We start from the raw sequence: 22252 nt of genomic DNA on the forward strand, positions 1-22252 counted from the left end.
CGGGCTGCTCTAGCGTAGCGGCGCCACCCAAAGCTCCACCCGGCGGTTGATGCCGCGCCCTGTCGCGGTGTCGTCGCAGCCCATGGGCAGTGCTTCGCCGAAGGCCGCGACCTCGAGCGAGGTGCCCGACGGCAGCTCGCCCCCCAAGAGCGACAGCACAGCGGCCCGCACCGCTTCGGCGCGCTCGAGCGACAGGTCGTGGTTGGCCACTGGGCCGCCGCGCCCGTCCGAGAACCCCGCCAGAAGCAGCGATTCGCCGCTGTGCTGCCCATCGCGGATCGTCTGGGCAAGCTGCACCACGCGGCTGCGCGACACTGCGTCGAGGGCGGCCTCTCCCGCCTCGAAGCGGAAGGTCGTCGACAGCCTCTGACGCGGCCCCAACACCCGCAGCATCCGCTGCAGATCGCCCAAGCCCACGTCGTCCCCCGCCGACAGCACCGCCCCGGCGATACGCCCGCCTTGGCTTTCGATCGGAATCGGGATTGGTGCGAGGCCGGTGACCCCGGCTCGGCGCAGCACCAGCTGCGCCTCGCCGGTGGCGATCCAGGACAGGAAGGCCTCCGCCGCTTCGGGCAGGCGGCGCATCGGCCGGTAGAGCACCAGCGGCAGGGTGAGCGGGAAATCTCCCGTGGTGACGGTCTCGGGCCGCGCCATGCTGCGCAGCCCGCAAGGCCCAGTCAGCGCCAAAGGCTGCGCCGCCCCGAGCCGTCCGAAGGGCAGCATGCCGATCGCGCCGGGATCGGCGACCACCGCGGCGGCGAGCGCCTCGGCATCCGCGTGACGGATCACCTCGGCCGAAAGGCGCCGGTCCATGCCATCGAGCACCAAGGCTTCGAAGCCCTGCGCCTGACCGCTCGTCTCGGCCTCCAGATGTAGCCGCACCGGCCCCGGCGCGGCCCCCAGACGCGACCAATCGGCGATCTCGCCCGCGAAAAGCCGCGACAGCTGCGACAGCGAAACCGCCTGTAACCGATGCCCCGGCGCGACCACCGGCACCAGCGCGTCGAGACCGACAAGCTGCAACCGCCCCGGCGCATCGAGCCGGCCCAGCCCTGCGTCGCGGGCCAGCGACAGCTCCTCCGCGTCGAGCAACCGCTCGGCCATCGCCATGTCGGCCTCGTCGGCTAGGAGGTCGGCGAAACCGTCTTCGGTCGAGGTCAGGCGGAACGAGACGCGCAGCTGCTCCTGTGCGCCCACATCGCGCGGCGCGGCGAGGCTGTAGAGCGCATGGCCCTCGTGCGACTCGACACGTTCGGGCTCCCACCCCCTGGCTCGGGCATACCCCTCGACCAGCGCGGGCAGCACCAGCTCGCCCAGCCGCGCAGCACCAGAAAGCCGCAGTTCGGGTACCCAGGCCTCCGGGTCAGGACAGCTCGCCCCCTCGCAGATCACGCCCGCAAGCGGCAGCGTCAGCTCTCCGTGTTCGGTGGCGATGCGCAGGTAGCGACCGTCATAACCCAAGAGGCTTCCAGTCAGGTTCAGCGAGCCCGATCGCGAGGTGAGCTGCACCTCCCGGTCCGACTCCTGTGCCACGAGAGCTTGCGGCGCAAACCACAGCGCGGCCCACAGCGCGGCCCATAGGACCGCGCGGCGCAAGATCTTGAAGGATGGGAAAGAGGCAGGTTTTCTGGGCGTCATCTCGACGCAAGTGTCAGCGCCGGCTCGAGGTTTTGCAAGACAAGAAGCTCGCCCAAGGCATCGCAACCCGGAAGCGTAACCTCGAGGTCGAGGCTGGCCAGACCGCCCGTGCCATCGCTGCGCACCATTTCGGCAAGCACCGGTGCGCCGCAATTGTCTTCGGTCACCTCGATCTCGACCCGCAGGCCGCGCGCCTCGCCCACCGGGGCGCTGTAGACCTGCGCCAGACGCGCCTCGGGGGCGGCGGCATGGCCCAAGGCCACCACGGCGGCCCGCATGCCCGTCTCGGGCCGGGCCGGCGTGTCGGCGCTCAGATCCCCCGCACCGCCGGGCCTGCCACCTGCAGCCAGCGCATGCAGCGAAATCCCGTCGCTGTCGCGCCATTGCAGCGCCACGCGCTGCCAATCGGCCATATCGGGCAGGTCCACGGAGGTGATGGCCGTCTTGCCGCCCGTCTCGGCCATGAACACGGCCTGCTCGGAGAGCGCGGGAAACAGCGCCTCGGCCCGGCCCAAATCATCGGTCAGGAGCGTCACGGTCAGGCCCTGATGGCGCAGCGCCACGCGAGCCATGGGCGCACAGGGGGCAACAAGGCGCAGGGCGACCATCGCACCGGGGCGCGCCTCGGCCGACATCGACAGACCGCAGTCCCCCGCCCCTCCCGGCACCGACAGGCGGGCCAGCGGCGCCGGAGCGCGCATCGGCACCGGCCGGTCGAAGACGGCAGCGGCGGCAAGAGGGGCAGCTTCGGGCATGGGTCCGATCAGCACCGGCGGCTCGGAAAAGCTTCCCGGCAGCTCCACCGGGGTCGCCGCGGCGCGCGAGACGCCGCTTTCCATGAACTGGCCGATCGCCAAAGCGGCGGTGGCACAGGCACCCGCGGTCGCGAGAAAACGCAATACAGCCATGACACGATCCTTACCCATCCGGTTGCTCCAGATTAGGCAAGGCACAAGGCCAGCGCGCGACGGCAAACCGGCCTTGTGAGGGAGTCATGCGGGCAGAAATGCGGCGGGCGCACCCGCCGCGCAGGTCTCAAAGCTTGCCGTGGCAGTGCTTGAACTTCTCTCCCGATCCGCAGGGGCAGGCCTCGTTGCGCGACGGCGAGCCCCAGGTCTTGGGGTCGTTTTCGTCAAAGCCCGGTGCCGGGGACGGCGCGGCGGGCGCCGGAGCGCCAGCCGTCGGAGCGCCAGCCGTCGGAGCGGAGGTCTGAGCCGCAGGCGCAGCACCGGCGCTGGCCATCTCGGGCGTCGTCTGCTGCGGAGCGGCGGGCGCCGCCGATGGGGCTGCGGCGGACGCGGCGCCTGCGGCCTGCGCGGTCGCACCGGCAGCGGCGGGGGCCGCTTGGGCACGGGCCGCCTGCGCCTGCACGGCGCGCTGCAGCATCGCCTGCTGCTCTTCCTTCGAGATCGGTCGCACCTGGCCGAGCTTTTCGGTCACCTCGGCGCGCAGCCCGTCGAGCAGCCCCTCGAAGAGCTGGAAGCTCTCGGTCTTGTACTCGTTGAGCGGATCGCGCTGCGCATAGCCACGGAAGCCCACCACCGAGCGCAGGTGTTCGAGCATCAAGAGATGCTCGCGCCACTTGGCGTCGATGGTCTGCAAGAGCACCTGCTTTTCGATGCTCTTCATGGTCTCGGGACCAAAGGCCTCGGTCTTCTGCGCCATCAGCTTGTCGGAGGCCTCTTCGAGCCGCTCGCGGATGGTCTCGTCATCGACGCCCTCTTCCTGCGCCCAAGCCATCACCGGCACGTCGACGCCGAGCTTCTGGATCGCCTCGGCATAGAGCCCTTCGGTGTCCCACTGGTCGGCATAGGCCTTGGGCGGGATATGGGTGGCGACGAGATCCTCGATCACCTGATGACGCATGTCAGCGACGATCTCGGAGAGATCCTTGGCTTCCATGATCTCGCGGCGCTGGGAGAAGATCACCTTGCGCTGCTCGTTCATCACGTCGTCGTATTTCAAAAGCTGCTTGCGGATGTCGAAGTTGCGTCCCTCGACCTTGGCCTGCGCGCGCTCGAGCGACTTGTTCACCCAAGGGTGCACGATCGCCTCGCCTTCCTTCATGCCCAGACCCGACAGCACCTTCTCAAGGCGCTCGGAGCCGAAGATCCGCATCAGGTCGTCTTCGAGCGACAAAAAGAACGAGGAGCGGCCCGGATCGCCCTGACGGCCCGAACGACCGCGCAGCTGGTTGTCGATGCGGCGGCTTTCGTGGCGCTCGGTGGCAAGCACGAACAGGCCCCCCGCTGCGAGCACGGCCTTCTTCTCGTCGGCATGCTCGGCCTCGATCCGCGAGCGGATTTCGTCGGGGTTGGCCTCGGGATCGGCGGCCAGCGCTTCGAGCACCTTCAGCTCGACGTTGCCGCCCAGCTGGATGTCGGTGCCACGCCCGGCCATGTTGGTGGCGATGGTAACAGCGCCGAGCTTGCCGGCTTCGGCGATGATCTGCGCTTCCTGCTCGTGCTGGCGGGCGTTCAGCACGTTGTGCGTGATGCCCTCCTTTTCGAGCATCTTGCTCAGGAATTCGGACTTCTCGATCGAGGTGGTGCCGACGAGGATCGGCTGGCGCTTTTCATGCGACTCCTTGATCGAGGTGACCACGCCCTCGAACTTCTCGCGCGCGGTGCGGTAGACCTGATCGTGCTCGTCGACGCGCTGGATCGGCCGGTTGGTCGGCACTTCGACCACGCCGAGGCGGTAGATCTCGTAGAATTCGTCGGCCTCGGTCAGCGCCGTGCCGGTCATGCCGGCGAGCTTGTCGTAAAGCCGGAAGTAGTTCTGGAAGGTGACGCTCGCCAGCGTCACGTTCTCGGGCTGGATGTCCAGCTCCTCCTTGGCCTCGATCGCCTGGTGCAGGCCGTCCGACAGGCGGCGTCCGTGCATCATGCGGCCCGTGAACTCATCGATCAGCACGGCCTGGCCGTCGCGGATGATGTAGTCCTTGTCACGGGTGAACAGCTTGTGCGCGCGCAGGCCCTGATTGATGTGGTGCACGATGGTCGTGCTCTCGGGGTCATAAAGCGTCTGCCCCTCGGGCAGGATGCCGAGCGCGAGCAGGCGGGCCTCCAGAAACTCGTTGCCCTCGTCGGTGTAGGTCACCGAGCGGGTCTTTTCGTCGAGCGTGTAATGCTCGCCGGTCAGATCGGGGATCACCCGGTCGATGGTGCGGTACAGATCCGAGCGGTCCTCGCTCGGCCCCGAGATGATCAACGGCGTGCGCGCCTCGTCGATCAGGATGCTGTCGGTCTCGTCGACGATCGCGAAGTTGTGGCCGCGCTGGTTCATCTGCGCCAGCTCGGACTTCATGTTGTCGCGCAGGTAGTCGAAGCCCAGCTCGTTGTTGGTGGCGTAGGTAATGTCGGCGGCGTAGGCGCCTTTCTTCTCGGACTCGGGCTGCTGCGGGTAGACCACGCCGGTGGTCAGACCCAGCGCGCCATAGACCTTGCTCATCCATTCGGCGTCGCGCTTGGCGAGGTAGTCGTTCACCGTAACGACATGGACACCTTTGCCCGACAGGCCGTTGAGATAGGCCGGAAAGGTCGCGACAAGCGTCTTGCCCTCGCCGGTCTTCATCTCGGCGATATTGCCTTGGTGCAGGAAGATGCCGCCCATCAGCTGCGTGTCGAAGGCGCGCAGGCCAAGCGCGCGGCGCGCCGCCTCGCGGCAGTTGGCGAAGGCTTCGGGGAGAAGGTGGTCGAGGCTCTCGCCCTTCTCGACCCGCGCCTTGAATTCGGCGGTCTTGGCCTTGAGGCCCTCGTCGTCCAACGCCTGGAACTCGGGTTCGAGCGCGTTGATCTGTTCGATCAGCGGTCGCGTGGACTTGATCTTGCGGTCGTTCGGCGTGCCGAAGACCTTTTTGGCCAGCGATCCGATACCCAGCATTGGCGATTGTCTCCTGCCGTCGTCAATTGATCTGCAAGGAGGTCGCTTGTCGCCCCCGCATGTGGGGCATAGATAGGGCGCAAGTGCCGCCCTTTGCCAGCCCATCCGGCGATGTAAGGGGCGGGAGACCGAGTGTCAACGTCGCGCCCCGAGGACGTGTCCCGGCGCGGCCAAGGAAGGAAACCACATGATCCGCACGCTGCCCGCCGCCGCCCTGATGGTCGGCCTTGCCACGATGGCTTCCGCGCAGCAGGCCTCGGATGTCGTCGCCACCGTGAACGGCACCGAGATCACGCTGGGCGAAATGATCATCACCCGCAGCCAGCTGCCGCAGCAGTACCAGCAACTGCCGCCCGAGACCCTGTTTCAGGGCATTCTCGACCAGTTGGTCCAGCAGCAGGTGCTGGCTGACACGCTCGAAGAGACCCCGGCCCGCGTCGAACTGGCCCTGCAGAACCAGCGCCGCTCGCTGCTCGCGGGCGAGGCGATCAACGCGATGATGGGCGAAGAGGTCTCCGAGGAGGAGCTTCAGGCCGCCTATGACGAGGCCTTCGCCGACGCCGAGGCGACGCAGGAATTCAACGCCAGCCACATCCTCGTGGAGACCGAGGAAGAGGCCGCGGCGGTGATGGAGCGTCTTGGGGCGGGCGAGGATTTTGCCGAAGTCGCAAAGGAGGTCTCGACCGATCCGGGTTCGGGCGCGCAGGGCGGCAGCCTTGGGTGGTTCGCCGAAGGCATGATGGTCGAGCCGTTCCAGAATGCCGTGGCCGAGCTTGAGAAGGGCGAGACCACCGAGACCCCGGTCGAGACCCAGTTCGGCTTTCACATCATCCGCCTAGACGACACCCGCACCCAAGAGCCGCCCGCGCTCGACGAGGTGCGCGATGATCTCGCCAGCCAGATCCAGCAGGGCAAGATCGAAGAGCGCCTGACCGAGCTCGAAGGCGCGGCCGAGATCAGCCGTCCCGAAGAGGGAGCTTTCGACCCGGCGGTTCTGACGAACCTCGAACTGCTCGAAGAAGGCAACTGATCATGGCCGGTCCGGTTTCGCCTCTGGCGCCCGCCGCCTTTCCCGCCCTGCCCGAGATCGCAGGCGTACGCTTCGCCGCCCTCGCGGCCGGGGTGCGATACGCGAACCGGACCGATGTGATGCTTGCCGAGCTGGAGCCGGGCTCGGTGGTGGCGGGGGTGTTCACGCGCTCCTCCACCCGTTCGGCCCCGGTGCGCGACTGCGAGGCCAAGATCGGCGCGGACACCACCCGCGCCGCCTTTCTCGTGAACTCTGGCAATTCCAACGCCTTTACCGGGGCCGCCGGGGAGCGCTCGGTGGCCGAGATCTGCGCCGCCGTGGCGCAGACCACCGGCATCGACGAGGCCCGCGTCTTCACCTCCTCCACCGGTGTCATCGGTGAGCCGCTGCCGCACGAGCGCATCGTGGCCAAGCTGGCCGAGCTGAACGCCGCGCTCGACCCTGCGGGCATCGAAGGCGCCGCTCGCGCCATCATGACCACCGACACCTTCCCCAAGGGGGCCACCGAAACCGTCTCCATCGACGGCAAGCCGGTGAAGATCGCCGGCATCGCCAAGGGCTCGGGCATGATCGCGCCCGACATGGCGACGATGCTGGTCTATATCTTCACCGATGCGCTGATCGACCAGCCCAAGCTGCAGAGCCTGCTGCGCAAGATCACCGACCGGACCTTCAACTGCATCACCGTCGACAGCGACACCTCGACCTCCGACACGCTGCTGATGGGCGCCACTGGGGCTTCGGGCGTCGATGTCACCGGCAATGCCGACTATGCCGCAGCTCTCGAGCGCGTGATGCTCGACCTTGCGCATCAAGTGGTGCGCGACGGCGAGGGTGCGACCAAGTTCGTCGAGATCCGCGTCACGGGTGCGACCTCCGACGCCGACGCGCGCCGCGTCGCGATGGCCACCGCGAACTCGCCTCTGGTCAAGACCGCCATCGCGGGCGAGGACCCCAACTGGGGCCGCATCGTCATGGCGGTGGGCAAATCCGGGGCCGAAGCCGACCGCGACCTGCTGTCGATCCGCTTCGGTGACATCCTCGTCGCCGAAAAGGGCTGGGTCAGCCCTGCCTATGACGAAGAAAAAGCCGCCGCCTACATGAAGGGTCAGGAGATCGTCATCGACGTAGATCTCGGGCTCGGATCGGGCGAGGCCGTGGCCTGGACCTGCGATCTCACGCATCGCTACATCGACATCAACGCCGACTATCGGTCGTGAAGATCGTCCTTGTTTCGGCGGTGGCGCTGATCGACGCCGATGGCCGGGTGCTGCTCGCGCAGCGCCCGGAGGGCAAGTCGATGGCGGGTCTGTGGGAGTTTCCGGGCGGCAAGGTCGAGCCGGGTGAGACGCCCGAGGCGGCGCTGATCCGCGAGCTGCATGAGGAGCTTGGCATTGACACACAGGAAAGCTGCCTCGCGCCGCTCACCTTCGCCAGCCACGCCTATGAGAGCTTTCACCTGTTGATGCCACTCTTTGCGTGTCGTCGCTGGCAAGGTCAGGCGCATGGGCGCGAGAATCAGGCTCTCGAATGGGTCAGGCCGAACCGGCTGCGCGACTATCCGATGCCGCCCGCCGACCTGCCGCTAATTCCCGTATTGCGCGACTGGATCTGAGGCTCAGGAGCGTCAGGCGTGCAAACGCTGCGTCATTCGTGCCCAATTGGTTCCGATCGACGTCAAAAAAACGTTATACGCGGTAGGTCGTTTACCGTTAGTGGCTTATACCGGACCCACCATTGATTGTTGGAGTCCATCATGCTGCAAACCATCCTGATAGGTAGCTGCATCTCGGTGCAGGGCCTTTTGGTCAAACAACTTGCAAACGGCCGAATGCTGATTCGTGTTGGCGAACGTCTCTACGAAGGGCGTCCGGCCAACGGCGGCGTACAAGCCGTCTGAGGCCCTTTCGCGTATAGAATTTCACGAGTGTCCGAACGCGAAAGGGACGGCTTACCGCCGTCCCTTTTTTCATGCCTTCGACCTGCTCGCGCCTATCGGTGCGGCAATCCCAGATTGCCCCGCGCCACCGCCATGCGCAGCCCATCAAGATAGGCCTCGATCTCCCGCCTGCCCCTCAGGTGGTGACGGTCCTTGTCCTGCGGCACGCGGTCAAAGAACCACCGAAGCCGATTGCGCATCGAGACCCGCGTGCGCCAGATCCAGCGCAGAAAATCAAGGCTGAACCGTTCGGGGCAACCGGGCGACATGTCGGGACGGGACCGGCCCCAGTAGCGCAGCGTACGCCAGATCACGCGCCACAGCCGCGGGGCCAGCGGCAGATCGAGCCAGATCACCGTATCGGCGCGCGACAACCGCTCCGCCCAGGTGAAGGAATGCCCGCCCTCGAAGATCCATTCGGGCCGGGCGTGGATCTCGGCGCAAAGCCGGTCCTTTTCGGCGCGCGTCCGCTCCACCCAGCCCGGCGCCCAATGGACATGATCGATATGCACCACGGGCAGATGCGTGATCTCGCCCATCCTCCGAGCGAGGGTCGATTTTCCCGATCCGGGCTGGCCGATGATCATCACGCGCCGCATGTCCCATGGATCGCGACCGGACCGCGCATCGTCAAGCACCCGCAACGCAAAGGGGCGGCCCGAAGGCCGCCCCGTTTTCCTGTCTCGACGGAGTGATCAGAGCGAGCGCTCGACCGACTCCCGCTCGAAGATCTCGATGACATCGCCGGGGCGCATGTCCTCGTGGTTCTCGAACGCCATGCCGCATTCCTGGCCTGACTGCACCTCGGACACTTCGTCCTTGAAACGCTTGAGCGTCTTAAGCGTGCCCTCGTGAACCACGACGTTGTCGCGCAGCAGGCGGACACCGGCGGAGCGGCGGGCGACACCTTCGGTGACCAGACAGCCCGCGACCTTGCCGACGTTGGAGACCTTGAAGACCTCCTTGATCGACGCGTAGCCGATGAACTTCTCGCGGATCTCGTTCGACAACAGGCCCGAAGCCGCCGCTTTCACGTCGTCCACGAGGTCGTAGATCACGCTGTAGTAGCGGATCTCGACGCCCTTTTGGTTCGCGGCCTGACGCGCGGGCGCGTTGGCCCGGACGTTGAAGCCGAAGACCGGCGCACCGGAGGCCTCGGCCAGACCGATGTCGCTCTCGGTGATGGCACCCACGCCCGAGTGCAGCACCCGGACCCGGACCTCGTCGTTGCCGATCTTTTCCATCGCCTGAACGATGGCCTCGGCAGAGCCCTGCACGTCGGACTTCACCACCACCGGCAGTTCGGAGACGTTCTGGTCTTCCTTGGCCTTCGCCATGAGCTGCTCAAGGGTCGTCGCGGCACCGGCGGCGGCGCGCTTCTCCTTGGCGGCGTTGGCGCGGTATTCGGCGATCTCGCGGGCCTGCGCCTCGGTTGCGACGACGTTGAGAACGTCGCCCGCCTCGGGCGTGCCGTTGAGACCGAGCACCTCGACGGGGACCGACGGACCGGCCTCCTCGACGCGCTCGCCCTTGTCGTCGACCAGCGCGCGGACCTTGCCCCACTGCTCGCCCACGACGAAGATGTCGCCGCGCTTGAGCGTGCCGTTCTGCACGAGAACGGTCGCGACCGGGCCACGGCCCACGTCGAGCTGCGCCTCGATCACGGCGCCCTGCGCCGGACGGTTCGGGTTGGCCTTGAGCTCGAGGATCTCGGACTGCAGCGCGATCGCTTCGAGCAGCTGGTCCAGACCCTTGCCGGTGATCGCCGAGACCTCGACGTCCTGCACGTCGCCGGACATCTTTTCGACGATGACCTCGTGCTGGAGCAGGTCCGTGCGGACCTTGTCGGGGTTGGCGTCGTACTTGTCGATCTTGTTGATCGCCACGATCATCGGCACTTTGGCGGCCTTGGCGTGGTTCAACGCTTCGATGGTCTGCGGCATGACCGCGTCATCGGCGGCAACCACCAGCACCACGATGTCCGTCACATGCGCGCCACGGGCCCGCATCGAGGTGAAGGCGGCGTGACCCGGCGTATCGAGGAAAGTCAGGCGCGTACCGTTGGCGGCTTCGACCTGATAGGCCCCGATATGCTGGGTGATGCCACCGGCCTCGCCCGAGACGACCTTGGTTTTGCGGATCGCGTCCAGAAGCGAGGTCTTGCCGTGGTCGACGTGGCCCATCACGGTGATGATCGGCGCACGATCAAGCAGATCCTCGGGCTTGTCCTTGACCTGCTCGATCACCTGTTCGACGTCCGAATCAGAGACGCGCACGACGCGATGGCCGAATTCCTCGATGATCAGCTCGGCGGTGTCGGCGTCGATCGACTGGTTCTGCGTCGCCATGATGCCACTCTGCATCAGCGACTTGACCACGTCGGCCACGCGCTCGGCCATGCGGTTGGCCAGCTCGCCCACGGTGATCGCCTCGGGCAGCTGCACGTCGCGCACCACCTTCTCGCGCTCGACATGACCGCCCATCGCCTTCTGGCGTGCACGTTCCTGCTTGCGCTTCATCTGCGCCATGGACCGCTGACGGCCGCCTTCGCCAGACAGCGCCTGGTTCAGCGTCAGCTTGCCGGAACGGCGGTTGTCGATGCCGCCCTTGGCCGCGGGCTTGGCTTTCTTGTCGGCGCGGGCATCGCGGTCGCGATCGCCGGCCTTGCGGGGCGCGGAGTTCGGGCGCTGACCGCCTGCGGGCATCTCGCCGGGAGCAGTGGGCTGCTGGGCCGCGGCGGGCTGCTGCGGCGCGGGCTGGGACGCCTTGCGCGCGGCCTCGGCGGCCTCGCGCTTCTTACGCTCCTCTTCCTCGGCCTTGGCCTTGAGCGCCTCTTCGCGCTCGCGGTCCTCGCGTTCCTTGGCCTCGATCTCGGCGCGGCGGCGCTCACGCTCTTCGGCGCGGGCGGCCTCCTCGGCGGCGCGCTTCTCGGCCTCTTCGGCCTCGCGCGACCGGGCGAGGGCGAGAGCGCGCATCCGGCGCTCGAGTTCGGCCTCGCTGATTCCCGCCGGGCGCTTGGAGGGATCGCCCCTCACGACGCCGGTCGCAGCCGTGCCTTGTGCCGCGCCACCGGGCTTCGGCACCACGACGCGCTTGCGTTTGGTCTCGACCACGACGTTCTTGGTCCGGCCATGACTGAAGCTCTGCTTGACGTTCCCCGGACGGGACCCGTGCAGACCAAGAGGTTTCTTGCCGTCGGTATCGCTCATCAGATTTACATATCCTTCCCGGAGGCCGTATCGCCGCCGTTGCTCTCTCGCAGGCCGCGCAGTTTCGCGGCCTCCTCTACAACACGGTCGCTGAGTCCGCCAGCAGCGAGCGCGCCGTGTATCACACTTTGCCGGCCGAAAGCCAAACCCAATTCATCTGAGGTCAGGCAGCCGTAATATCTTGCCCCCGTAGGGGTCCATAATTTGCTCTTGCCGCGCTCGGAGCCGTCCGAGGCCTGCAACAGCACGCGGACGTGATCGCCCGCGAGCGCCGATTTCACCTTTTCGAAGCCCGCGATCGCGAGTCCCGCCTTGCGCGCCAGCGCGATCAGGTCGACGACTCGGCGCGCCTGCTGGCGCTCCACCTCCGCCGCGAGACCCTCGGGCACCGTCACCGGGGCCTTGGCGGCGCGGGCGAACTGCCCGCGCTTGGCCGTCTCGATCACGGCCTTCTCGGCCGTCACATAAAGCCCCCGCCCCGGCAGCTTGCCGAGGATATCGGGGACCACCTGGCCGTCGGGGCCGATCACGAAGCGGATCAACCCGGACTTCGGCTGCACGTCACCCGTGACGATGCACTTCCGCTCCGGCCCGTCGGCCCGCTCCGCCTTCATTCCACCACGACCCATCTCTTGTCTCAGGCCTCTTGCTCGTTATCCGCTTCGGCCGCCGCGGCCTCGTCCGCCGCCAACTCGTCGGGATCGACCCAGCCCAGAGCGACCCGCGCAGTCATCACCAGCTCCTGCGCCTCTTCGAGGCTGACCTCGAAGGGCTCCAGCACGCCGTCGTCCTTCACGCGCTCGCCGCCTTCGGTGGTCCAGCCGCCGGCCAGCTCCCAGTCGGCGCAGGTCGCGAAGTCCTCGAGCGTCTTGACGCCGTCCTTGGCCAGCGCCTCGACCATCTGCGGGCTGAGACCCGGGAAGCCGATCAGGCTATCCTCGGCGCCAAGCTCACGGGCGCGCTCCAGCGCGGCCTTGTTCTGGGCGTCGATATAGTCACGGGCGCGCGCCTGAAGCTCGGCTGCGGTGTCGGAGTCGACTCCGTCGATCACCAGAAGCTCGTCCTGATCGACATATGCGACCTCATCGAGATTTGTGAAGCCCTCGGAGACGAGAAGTTGCGCAAAGAACTCGTCGAGATCGAGCGTATCCATGAACAGCTTGGTGCGGGTCTCGAACTCGGCCTGACGGCGCTTGCTCTCCTGCTCTTCGGTCATGATGTCGATGTCGAGACCGGTGAGCTGGCTCGCCAGACGCACGTTCTGACCGCGACGGCCGATGGCGAGCGACAGCTGTTCTTCGGGCACCACCACCTCGATGCGCTCGGCTTCCTCGTCGAACACGACCTTGGAGACCTCGGCGGGCTGCAGCGCGTTGACGAGGAAAGTCGGCATGTCCTCGTTCCACGGGATGATGTCGATCTTCTCGCCCTGAAGCTCGCCGACGACGGCCTGCACCCGGCTGCCGCGCATGCCGACGCAGGCGCCCACGGGGTCGATCGAGTTGTCATAGGAGATCACGGCGATCTTGGCGCGGCTGCCGGGATCACGGGCCACGGCCTTGATCTCGATGATGCCCTCGTAGATCTCGGGCACTTCCATCTTGAACAGCTCGGCCATGAACTCGGGCGCGGTGCGGCTGAGGAAGATCTGCGGGCCACGCACCTCGCGGCGCACGTCCTTGACGTAGCAGCGGATGCGGTCGCCGGGGCGGTAAGCCTCGCGGCCGATCTTCTCGTTGCGGCGCAGCACGGCTTCGCCCGCGCCGGGAAGCTCGACGACGATGTTGCCGTATTCCTCGCGCTTGACGGTGGCGTTGATGATCGTGCCGGCGCGATCCTTGAACTCTTCGTACTGCCGATCGCGCTCGGCCTCGCGGACCTTTTGCAGGATCACCTGCTTGGCCGATTGCGCGGCGATGCGGCCCAGTTCGACCGGGGGCACTTCCTCGACATAGGTGTCGCCGACCTTGGGATCTTCGAGATAGAGCTTGGCCTGTTCGACGGTCAGCTCGGCCTGATAGTTCTCCAGCTCGTCATCGGCGACCACGGTGCGCACGCGGGTAAAGCGGGCGCGGCCGGTCTTGCGGTCGATGTTGACCCGGATGTCCATTTCGGCGCCGTAGCGCGACTTGGCGGCGCGGGCGAGGCTCTCTTCCATCGCCTCGACCACGAGGATCGGGTCGATCATCTTCTCGCGCGCGACCGCCTCGGCGGTCTGCAAGAGCTCAAGCTGGTTTGCGGACGTGATGGCCATCAGTTGTTCTCCTCATCACCATCAATGATGGTTTCAACATCGTCGAATTGGGTCTCGTCGATCTGGCCCGCGTCCTTGCGCGAGCGCAGCACATCCCGGATCAGCTCGTCGGTCAGCACCAGCTTGGCGTCCGAGAGCCACTCGAACTTCAGCCCGATGGTGATCGTCTCACCGGACTCCTCGATCTCGATCAGCACCTCGTCGTCCTCGACGCCCGCCAGCTCGCCCTTGAAGCGGCGGCGACCGTCGATCAGCTCCTCGGTCTCGATCTTGGCCTCGAAGCCCTTCCACTGCTCGAAATCCTTGAGCCGGGTCAGGGGCCGGTCGATGCCGGGCGAGGAGACCTCGAGCGTGTAGGCGTCGATGATCGGGTCCTCGACGTCGAGCACGGCGGAGACGGCGGTGGAGATCTGGCCGCACTCGTCGACCTCGATCGTGCCGTCGGATTTCTGCGCCATGATCTGCAACGTCGAGCTCTTGCCCGACATCAGGCGCACGCGCACCAGTTCAAAACCCATGTCAGTGATGACGGGCTCGATGATCTCCTGGACGCGGCGGTCGATCGCCGCCTTGGCGATGAGGTCGGACATGAGGTCCTCCAAGCACAAAAAAACGGGCCAGCGGCCCGTCGATCTTTCCCGGTGGGCGCCGGTTGTGGAGGCCGGCGCGCCGCTGTTCTGAGGGGGATATAGGGGGGTTGTGGCGAGTCTGCAAGGGCGGCGTGGCGCCCGCGCCGTTCAGCCCCGTTCCGAGTCCGGCTGCATCACGAAGATGATCACCGCGAGGATGGTGATGTAGAAGCGGAACGCCGGCTGCTGACCGTTCCAGATATCGGACTGCCACATCGCGAACCACTCCGCCCCGATGGCCATGAATCCGACGAACCAGACCAGAAACCCGGTGGTGGCCCCCAGAACCGCCCAACCCTTGGCCGCGTTCCACCGATCCGCAGGCGCATGCAGCGCCGCGATCAACCGTGCCGCGCCGATTCCGAGCAGCACGCAGGTCAGACCCTCGCCCGCGATGATCAGCCAGTAGCCCGCGTGCCATATCCACGGGGTGGTGATGGCGCGCCCCATCAGGGCGTTGCCCTCAAAGGTGGTGTCCATCGACAGCACATGCTTCACGAATTCGAAGTTGGAGCCGTAGTCGATGACGTTGTTGAGGGTGACCAGAAAGGCGAAGAAGGCGAGACCGAGAAGCATCGCGATCTTGGAGAGGCGAATGGGCATGCAGGAGCTTTCCGAGATATCTTGAAGTTGCGCTAGCCGAATAGCGCTGCCCGCAGGGCGCGAGCGCGATCCGGTCACGGTACCGACTTCAAAGAGAGGCGCGCCCGGCTGTCCACGGTGGAATGGCGATATCTTGCAAGGTGTTACCGCAAAGTCTGCGTTGCTTTGCGATCTTCAATGCAAACGGCCCGCCCCGTGAGGAGCAGGCCGTCGCCGATCTCGTATCCTGTCGCTCGGGCTTAGCTGTTGGCGCCGATGAACCACGCGTCCTTGTCGATCGTGCGGCTCACTTCGGTGAACAGGTCGGCGGTGTCCTCGTCGCCCGCGTCGCCTGCCTCCTCGATCGCCTTGCGAAGCTCGCCGCCGACAAAGATGTAGCGGCTCTTGAGCTCCTCGACATGCTTTTCGATCTCGCTCATCTCGACCGGATAGGCCTCGACCTTGGCCTCCTTGGCGGCGACCTCGAGAGTGCCACGGGCAAAACCACCCAGGATCACGGCGCGCTCGGCCATCAGGTCGGCGCCTTCGCGTAGGCGGTCGGCGGCCTGATCGAGCAGCTCGTGCACACCGATGAAGCCACGGCCCTTGAGGTTCCAATGCGCCTGCTTCACCGCCAGGGTCAGCGCGACCGTGTTGGCAAGGTTCTTGTTGAGCAGGTCGACCATCTGCGTGCGGACGTCCTGGTTCAGCTCTCCTGCGAAATTCTCGGGCATGGGTATCCTCTCTCATAGCGAGATTGCGTGCGTTGTGCAGCCAACGTCCCTGCTGGTGTGCGGTTCCTGCAGGGTGTCGAGCAGGGGCACGTCGGGAGGTGCAATGATCCGTTTGGAGCCCGTTTTGATCAAGGCCGGGCCTGCGCAGCAGCGGAGGCCGAACAAGCGCTATGCGTCGCCGCTACCTAGCATTTCGATCAGCTGGATCAGGTTGCCACAGGTATCATCGATAACTGCCACCCGAACGGGTCCAGCGTCCATCGGTTCTTGCACGAACACGACCCCTCGCTCCCCCAGTTTCCTGCGCTCTGCATCAAGGTCATCGACCTGGAACGAATGCGCGGGGATGCCATCCGCGACCAGTGCCTCCTTGTAAGGCTTCACAGCCGGATGGTCACTTGGTTCGAGGAGCAGTTCCGGCCCTTCGGGCTGCTCATTGGAGACGACGGTGAGCCAGCGATGCTCACCGAGCGGCACGTCGTTTTTCAACTTGAAGCCGAGTATGCCGCAATAGAAGTTTTCGGCTTTCTCCTGATCGTCCACGAAGATGCTCGTAATATGAATTTTCATGCTCTGTTCCCTGTCCCTGTGTCTGATGAACCATGCTGCGATGTTGCTGTCGGTGATCCGGTCGGGGCGTCGTTTCACCACAGTTCGCGCAAACCAGCGCGTCGAGGTGCTAAGAGCCTGTCCGCCGAGGCCGCGCGTGAATATCGGTGCTTCACACAATCAGCCATCCGCTTCAGCGCAAGTCGCGGCAACCCTGTCCGCTGACCGGCTTCCGCCTTGTTCGTCTTCCCTAACGAAAGCGCGCCACCCCTTGGGGCGGCGCACTCTCTCGTGTCCAAGCGGGGAGATCGGTCCCGATCAGGCCATCCACCACCGCTCGCAGATGCGGTTGCTGTCGAGGTCGAACACGTTGCCGACCACCTCGGGGTGGCCGAGCTTGGTGTTGTAGCCGTCGACGAAGTTCGCGTACATCGGGATCGCCGTGGCGCCCTCGCTCGAACAAAGCGCCTGCATCTCGTGATACATCTCGCGCCGCTTGTCGCTGTCGAGCTCGGCGCGCGCCTCCTTGAGCAGGGTCTGGAAACGCTGATCGTCCCAATGCGTGTCGTTCCACGCGGCCCCGGTCTCGTAGCCCAGTGTGAACATCCAGTCCTCGGTGACGCGGCCCGACCAGTAGGAGGCGCACCACGGCTTCTTGATCCAGACGTTGGACCAATAGCCGTCGGCGGGTTCCTGCACGACGTTGATGTCGATGCCGCAGTCCTTGGCGCTCGCCTGATACAGCAGACCCGCGTCGACCGCGCCCGAGAAGGCGGCCTCGGAGACCGAAAGGTCGATCTTGAGATTGTCGAGACCGGCCTCCTTCAAGAGCGCCTTCGACTTGTCGGGGTCGTAGTCGTTCTGTGCAAGATCGGCGTGGTAATACTGGTTCGCCGGGCCGATGGGATGGTCGTTGGCGACCGCGCCATGGCCCTGCAGGATCTTCTCGACCAGCTCCTCGCGTCGCACCGCGTGCTTGAGCGCGCGGCGCACGGTGACGTTGTCCATCGGTGACAGGTCGGTGAGCATCGGGAAGGTGTAGTGCTGGTTGCCCGTCACCTCGTTGAGCGCAAGCTGCGGGTTGGCCTTGAGCAGCGGCTCGACCTGGAACTCCACATTGTTCACCGCGTCGACCTGAGAGGTCATCAGCGCCGTCATCCGCGCCGAGCCGTCGTTGATCGCGATGACCTCGATCTGGTCGAACCAGCCCGCCTTGCCGTCCTTGTAATGCCCGTCGACGCGGGACAGCAGCGTGCGCACGCCCGGATCGAAGCTTTCGACCTTGTAAAGGCCGGTGCCGATGCCCTGCGCGATCGCCTCTTCGACGTTTTCGTGCGGATACATCAGCAGGTGGTAGTCCGACATCAGGAAGGGGAAGTCGGCGTTGCCCGCCTCCAGCACGAACTGCACCTGATGATCGCCGAGCTTCTTCATCTCGGTGATCGGCGCGACGATGGGGCGTGCCGCCGATTTCGCATCCTCGTCGAGATGCAGCTTGAGCGAGGCGATCACGTCGTCGGCGGTGAAGGCCGCGCCGTTGTGGAAGGTCACGCCCTGGCGCAGGTCGAAGGTCCAGGTCTTGGCGTCGGGCGAGGATTCCCACGAGGTCGCAAGCTCGCCCACCAGCTCGCCATTGGCGGCGATCTCGGTCAGGCAGTCGAACACCGCGCCATGGGCAGTGACGATCATGTAGGTGTCGGAATGGGTGCGCCCGTCCCAGCTGTCGGAGGTGTTGGCCCCCGCGAGGCCAAGCTTGAGCGTGCCGCCCCGGCTCTGGGCGCGCAGCGGCAGGCCGGTGACGGACAACAGGCCCGCGGCGGCCCCGCTTCTGAGCAATCCTCGGCGGCTGATCTGTGGCAGCATGTGGGTCTCCCTCTTGTTTTCTTTTGGCCTCGTGGGGCCGATTCGATCACATCTTACCCGTTGCCGCCTCGCCCAGCGCCTCAACTCCGCGTTCGGCCAGAAGCTGGTCGAGCCAATCGGGGTCCATCTCGGGCACCGAAGACAGCAGCAGATCGGTGTAGGGGTGGTGCGGCGGGGTGAACATCGCGGTCTTGGCGCCCTGTTCGATCACCCGGCCTTCCTTCATCACCACCACCTCGTCGGCGATGGCCTTCACGGTCGCGAGGTCATGGGTGATGAACATATAGGACAGGCCCAGCTCGTCCTGCAGCCGGGCCAGAAGCTTGAGGATACCTTCGGCCACGAGTTGGTCGAGCGCGCTCGTCACCTCGTCGCAGATGATAAGACGCGGCTCCGCGGCCAGCGCGCGGGCGATGCCGATGCGCTGCTTCTGCCCGCCCGACAACTCGCCCGGAAGACGGTCGCGGAAGGTGGCGGGCTCCATCTCGATCTGATCGAGCAGCTCGTCGACCCGCTGCCGCAGGCGGCGTCCGCGCAGCCCCGAATAGAACCGCACCGGCCGCCCGATGATCTGCGCCACGGTCTGACGCGGATTGAGCGCGGTGTCGGCCATCTGGTAGATCATCTGGATCTGCCGCAGCTGATCCTTCGAGCGTTTGCGATAGCTCGCGGGCAGCACCTCACCCTCGAACCGCACGACCCCCGATGTGGGCGGCAGCAGGCCGGTGATCACTCGCGCCGTGGTCGACTTGCCCGAGCCGCTCTCGCCCACCACGGCGACGGTGCGACCAGGGTGGATGTCGAAGCTCACCTCTTTCAGCACCACCTGTTCGCCATAGGCCGCAGTCACGCCCTCGACCGACAGGATGGCGGTGCTGTCCGGGCCAGGGGCGGGCTTTTCGGGCCGCTTGAAGCCGCGCACCGCCCAGAGCGACTTGGTGTAGTCCTCGCGCGGGTGCTCCAGCATGGCCCGCGTCGTCGCGGTCTCGACCTCGTCGCCGCGCAGCAGCACCTTGATGCGGTCGGCCATCTGCGCCACCACCGCGAGGTCGTGGGTGATGTAGATCGCCGAGGTGCCGAACTGATCGACGATGTCGCGGATCGCCGCCAGTACCTCGATCTGCGTGGTGACGTCGAGCGCGGTGGTCGGCTCGTCGAAAATGATGAGATCGGGGCGGCACGACATCGCCATCGCGGTCATCGCCCGCTGCAACTGCCCGCCCGAGACCTGGTGCGGGTAGCGAAAGCCGATCTCCTCGGGGTTGGGCAGGCGCAGCTTGTGATAGAGCTCGATCGCGTCCTCGGTGCTTTCGCCCCGGTCCTGCACTCCGTGGCGCACCGGCGCTTCGACATGCTGGTCGATCAACTTGTGGGCGGGGTTGAAGCTCGCCGCCGCCGACTGCGCCACATAGGCGATACGGCGGCCCAGAAGCGAGCGTTTCTCTTCCGCCGAGGCAGTCATCAGGTCGAGGCCGTCGAAGGTGACGGAGCCACCTGAGATCCGCACCCCGTCGCGCACGTAGCCCATGGCGGCGAGGCCCAGCGTCGATTTGCCCGCCCCCGATTCCCCGATCAGCCCCAGCACCTCGCCCCGTGCAAGCGTCAGATTGATGCCGTTGATGATCGGGTGCCATTCCTCGTCCGAGCGGCCCTCGATCCGAAGATCGCGGATTTCCAAGAGAGGCGTCATGACTTCAGCCCCGAGGAGCGGTGCAGCATCCAGTCGACCACGAAGTTCACCCCCACCGTCAGGATCGCGATGGCCAGCGCCGGCAACAGCGGCGCCAGCGCCACCATCGGCGCGAAGGCCGCGAAGTTGATGAATTGCGCGAGGTCGCGGACCATGGTGCCCCAGTCGGCCAGCGGCGGCTGGATGCCGACACCAAGGAACGAGAGCGAGGCGATGGTCAGGAACACGAAACAAAAGCGCAGCCCGAACTCGGCCAGAAGCGGCGCCATGGCATTGGGCAGGATCTCACGGAACACCAGATGGCCCATGCCCTCGCCGCGCAGCTTGGCGGCCTCAACGTAGTCCATCACCACGATGCCGATGCCGACCGAACGCGCGAGGCGGAACACCCGCGTCGAGTCGATCACTGCGATGATCAGTACCATGTAGAGCGTCATCAGCCCGCGCGCCCCATCGGCCCAGACGCTGGCGATGGTCAGAAGCAAAAGCGCGAAGATCAGCGAGGGAATCGCCATCAGCACGTCGACGCCCCGGCTCAGCAGCTGATCGAGCCAGCCGCCGACGACCGCCGCCAGAAGCCCTAGCGCACCGCCCAAGAAGAAAGCGAGCAGCGTCGTGGCAAAGGCCAGACCGACCGTGTTCTGCGCCCCAAAGATCAGCCGCGAGAGGATGTCGCGACCGATCCGGTCCGTGCCAAGCGGGAACGCCGGGTTGCCGCCCATCGCCGGGTCGCCACCCGGCACAACATTGGCGGCTCCCAGCACCGCCTCCTGCCCGTGTGGCGCGATCCACGCCGCGAAAATCGCCACGAAGGCATAGATCAGGATCACGAGGATACCGAAGGAAGCCGTCAGCGGCATCTTGCGAAACTGTCGCTTGAGCCGTTCGGGCCCGATGTTGCGGCCCGCAAGACGAAACAGCCATGCCGCCACGGCGAAAACGGCAAAGCCCATGACGGCCCAACGGAAATACACCGCACCGGGCCGCATCCAGAGCCAGATGCCCCCCGCGATGGCCGCCAGTGCCAGCGCGTAGCCAAAGGCCACGCCGTAGGACATGTCGCGAAACCGAGGCGCGTTGCCGCTTAGTTTGCGGGCCGTTGCGCGCCCGACCCAAGCCAGCGCCGCGATGGCGGCGAGGGCCGCGATGATCCAGAGCCAGACGCTCATTTGGGGTGCCTCAGCCGCGGGTTGGACAGAATCGACAGGATGTCGGCCGTGAGGTTCAGCAGGATGTAGGCGGCGGCAAAGATCAGGCAGCAGGCCTGCACGACGGGGATGTCCCGCAGCTTCACCGAGTCCACGAAAAGCTGGCCGATGCCGGGATAGACGAAGACCACCTCGACCACGACGACGCCGGTCACCAGATAGGCGAGGTTGAGCGCCACCACGTTGACGATCGGGGCCAGCGCATTGGGCAGCGCATGGCGCAAGATCACCCGCAGCGGCCGCATCCCCTTCAATCGCGCCATCTCGATATAGGGTTGCGCCATGAGGTTGAGGATCGCGGCGCGGGTCATGCGCATCATGTGCGCGGTGACCACCAGCGTCAGGGTCAGCGCCGGAAGCAGGGTCTTTTCCAGCCTCTCGCCAAAGCTCATGCCCGGAAAGATGTTCGACAGCGACGGCAGCACCGGGTTCAGCACCGCAAACAGCAGGATCAGGATGTAGGCCACGAAGAACTCGGGGCTGGAGATCGACGACAGCGTCGCGATGTTGGCGCCCTTGTCGAAGGCGGTGTCGCGCCACAGCGCCGCGAGGATGCCAAGGCCCACGGCGAGCGGCACCGCGATGGCCGCCGTCACGCCAGCAAGGAACATGGTGTTGGCAAAGCGCGGCGCGATCTGCGCCAGCACGGTGGCCGAGGAGTCGACGCGGCCCGTAAAGCTCGCGAAGTTGGCCTGCGCGAAGCTGACGCCGAGATCGCCACGCGCGGCGTCCCAGAGCCACTGCACATAGCGCACCGGCAGCGGCTGATCGAGACCGAGCTGGGTTCGGATCGCGGCCACGGCCTCGGGCGTCGCGGACTGACCGAGCACGGCCTGCGCGAAATCGCCGGGAAGCAGATTTACCGCACCGAAGATCACCGCCGAGACGATGAGCAGCGTCAAAAGGCCAAGCGCCAGACGCTGCAGGACGATCCTGATCACGCTCCCCAAGTGGTCGAAGTCTCCCTTGTGGCCCGGAACGGGCCGCACCGGTGCGGTTCCGCACCCTTCTTGATTGAAGGCTAGGTTAGCGATGCGTCGGA

The 22252-nt window shown here is 66.1% G+C and carries 19 protein-coding genes; 4 read left to right on the plus strand and 15 right to left on the minus strand.

Annotated elements, in window-relative coordinates; all coding sequences use genetic code 11:
- Positions 1–9 precede the first annotated feature (9 nt).
- From AADJ02_RS08855 to secA, 3 genes are all read right to left on the minus strand, one after another.
- A complete protein-coding gene (locus tag AADJ02_RS08855) occupies positions 10–1596 on the minus strand; it encodes a phosphate ABC transporter substrate-binding/OmpA family protein (protein WP_341212634.1) in 1587 nt (528 codons plus the stop codon).
- 38 nt (positions 1597–1634) lie between these two features.
- On the minus strand, positions 1635–2546 hold the full coding sequence (locus AADJ02_RS08860) for a hypothetical protein (RefSeq protein ID WP_341212635.1): 912 nt from the start codon (positions 2544–2546) through the stop codon (positions 1635–1637).
- 127 nt (positions 2547–2673) lie between these two features.
- Positions 2674–5523, minus strand: a complete 2850-nt coding sequence (secA, locus tag AADJ02_RS08865; RefSeq protein ID WP_341212636.1) for a preprotein translocase subunit SecA — start codon at positions 5521–5523, stop codon at positions 2674–2676.
- 187 nt (positions 5524–5710) lie between these two features.
- Between secA and AADJ02_RS08870 the strand changes: the two genes are divergently transcribed.
- The 4 genes from AADJ02_RS08870 to AADJ02_RS08885 all read left to right on the plus strand — a co-directional run bounded on the left by AADJ02_RS08870 (position 5711) and on the right by AADJ02_RS08885 (position 8453).
- Positions 5711–6553, plus strand: coding sequence for a peptidylprolyl isomerase (locus AADJ02_RS08870; RefSeq protein ID WP_341212637.1), 843 nt, complete (start codon positions 5711–5713; stop codon positions 6551–6553).
- Between the two features lie 2 nt (positions 6554–6555).
- Positions 6556–7773 (plus strand): bifunctional glutamate N-acetyltransferase/amino-acid acetyltransferase ArgJ, encoded by a 1218-nt coding sequence (argJ, locus tag AADJ02_RS08875; protein ID WP_341212638.1) that lies wholly within the window; start codon positions 6556–6558, stop codon positions 7771–7773.
- On the plus strand, positions 7770–8168 hold the full coding sequence (gene mutT / locus AADJ02_RS08880) for an 8-oxo-dGTP diphosphatase MutT (protein WP_341212639.1): 399 nt from the start codon (positions 7770–7772) through the stop codon (positions 8166–8168). The genes argJ and mutT overlap by 4 nt, the downstream gene beginning before the upstream one ends.
- Positions 8169–8309: 141 nt before the next feature.
- Positions 8310–8453 carry a hypothetical protein gene (locus tag AADJ02_RS08885; protein WP_341212640.1) on the plus strand — a complete coding sequence of 48 codons (144 nt, stop codon included), beginning with the start codon at positions 8310–8312 and terminating at the stop codon, positions 8451–8453.
- A 92-nt stretch (positions 8454–8545) separates the two neighbouring features.
- Here the strand turns inward: AADJ02_RS08885 and AADJ02_RS08890 are convergent, their stop codons facing one another.
- The 12 genes from AADJ02_RS08890 to AADJ02_RS08945 all read right to left on the minus strand — a co-directional run bounded on the left by AADJ02_RS08890 (position 8546) and on the right by AADJ02_RS08945 (position 22160).
- Positions 8546–9091, minus strand: a complete 546-nt coding sequence (locus AADJ02_RS08890) for an AAA family ATPase (protein WP_341212641.1) — start codon at positions 9089–9091, stop codon at positions 8546–8548.
- A 96-nt stretch (positions 9092–9187) separates the two neighbouring features.
- The gene (gene infB / locus AADJ02_RS08895) at positions 9188–11701 is read right to left on the minus strand and encodes a translation initiation factor IF-2 (protein ID WP_341212642.1); all 2514 of its coding nucleotides are present in this window, start codon (positions 11699–11701) and stop codon (positions 9188–9190) included.
- Between the two features lie 5 nt (positions 11702–11706).
- A complete protein-coding gene (locus tag AADJ02_RS08900; RefSeq protein WP_341212643.1) occupies positions 11707–12330 on the minus strand; it encodes an RNA-binding protein in 624 nt (207 codons plus the stop codon).
- Between the two features lie 8 nt (positions 12331–12338).
- On the minus strand, positions 12339–13955 hold the full coding sequence (nusA, locus tag AADJ02_RS08905; RefSeq protein ID WP_341212644.1) for a transcription termination factor NusA: 1617 nt from the start codon (positions 13953–13955) through the stop codon (positions 12339–12341).
- Positions 13955–14545: a ribosome maturation factor RimP gene (rimP, locus tag AADJ02_RS08910; RefSeq protein ID WP_341212645.1), complete on the minus strand. Its 591-nt coding sequence runs from the start codon at positions 14543–14545 to the stop codon at positions 13955–13957. Before rimP ends, nusA begins: the two co-directional genes overlap by 1 nt.
- A gap of 147 nt (positions 14546–14692) precedes the next feature.
- The gene (locus AADJ02_RS08915; RefSeq protein ID WP_341212646.1) at positions 14693–15187 is read right to left on the minus strand and encodes a DUF2165 domain-containing protein; all 495 of its coding nucleotides are present in this window, start codon (positions 15185–15187) and stop codon (positions 14693–14695) included.
- Between the two features lie 239 nt (positions 15188–15426).
- The gene (dps, locus tag AADJ02_RS08920) at positions 15427–15900 is read right to left on the minus strand and encodes a DNA starvation/stationary phase protection protein Dps (protein WP_341212647.1); all 474 of its coding nucleotides are present in this window, start codon (positions 15898–15900) and stop codon (positions 15427–15429) included.
- 168 nt (positions 15901–16068) lie between these two features.
- A complete protein-coding gene (locus AADJ02_RS08925; RefSeq protein WP_341212648.1) occupies positions 16069–16470 on the minus strand; it encodes a VOC family protein in 402 nt (133 codons plus the stop codon).
- Between the two features lie 297 nt (positions 16471–16767).
- On the minus strand, positions 16768–18312 hold the full coding sequence (locus tag AADJ02_RS08930; protein ID WP_341212649.1) for an ABC transporter substrate-binding protein: 1545 nt from the start codon (positions 18310–18312) through the stop codon (positions 16768–16770).
- Between the two features lie 46 nt (positions 18313–18358).
- On the minus strand, positions 18359–20002 hold the full coding sequence (locus tag AADJ02_RS08935) for an ABC transporter ATP-binding protein (protein WP_341212650.1): 1644 nt from the start codon (positions 20000–20002) through the stop codon (positions 18359–18361).
- Positions 19999–21171: an ABC transporter permease gene (locus tag AADJ02_RS08940; RefSeq protein ID WP_341212651.1), complete on the minus strand. Its 1173-nt coding sequence runs from the start codon at positions 21169–21171 to the stop codon at positions 19999–20001. Before AADJ02_RS08940 ends, AADJ02_RS08935 begins: the two co-directional genes overlap by 4 nt.
- A complete protein-coding gene (locus AADJ02_RS08945) occupies positions 21168–22160 on the minus strand; it encodes an ABC transporter permease (protein WP_341212698.1) in 993 nt (330 codons plus the stop codon). Before AADJ02_RS08945 ends, AADJ02_RS08940 begins: the two co-directional genes overlap by 4 nt.
- Between the last annotated feature and the right edge of the window lie 92 nt (positions 22161–22252).

It is taken from the genome of uncultured Limimaricola sp. (genome assembly GCF_964022235.1).
Taxonomy (GTDB): domain Bacteria; phylum Pseudomonadota; class Alphaproteobacteria; order Rhodobacterales; family Rhodobacteraceae; genus Limimaricola.